This is a genomic window from Fulvivirga kasyanovii, from assembly GCF_009711405.1.
GTDB lineage: Bacteria > Bacteroidota > Bacteroidia > Cytophagales > Cyclobacteriaceae > Fulvivirga > Fulvivirga kasyanovii.
Window position 1 is genome coordinate 1 of sequence record NZ_SMLW01000084.1, and the last position, 558, is coordinate 558.

The 558-nt window shown below is 42.7% G+C and carries 1 protein-coding gene; it reads right to left on the minus strand.

Going from position 1 to position 558, the window contains the following annotated elements:
* Positions 1-558 (minus strand): hypothetical protein (locus E1163_RS30110; RefSeq protein ID WP_185155870.1); only part of this gene is annotated, 558 nt, incomplete at both ends.

Here is a 558-nt window from a genome sequence, read left to right on the forward strand (position 1 = left end):
TGTGTATCTCAGCAAACAGCTCTCTGTGGTCTTTGTTCTCTTTTGATAAGGCATCTTTTTCCTCCTGCAAAACAGCACATAGCTTTCGAGCATCATAGGCTTTCTTTTTGGTCGCTTTGGTGTTTATGGTTACGATCATTATAACCAATAATAGACCGGCCACTATAGCACCAGCCCCTTGCGCTATGAGCCATTGCCTGTCTACCATGCTGGCCGGTAGCTTTCTGTGGTTATGGGCTTCTACTTCTTGGTTTAATGCAGCTTGTAAAGCTTTAGCATTCATGCCATTATAAAAACTATCTTTTAGCTCCTGTTGCTGCTCTTTAAGGTCAGCTATCCGGTATATATCATCGTAGGCCACCTTTGCTCCATTATCTGTTAGCGCCCGGTATGATTGTGAAAGCAGGTCAAGCGTCTCGCTCAAAGGCTCATTGATAATTTCCTTATTGGCCAGGGTTATAGCTTTTTCAAATACTTCCGCCGCCTTTTGGTGGTTGCCTTGGAGTTGGTATAATTCGCCACGCACATTATATCCTTTAATAATATCCTTATTCTTTA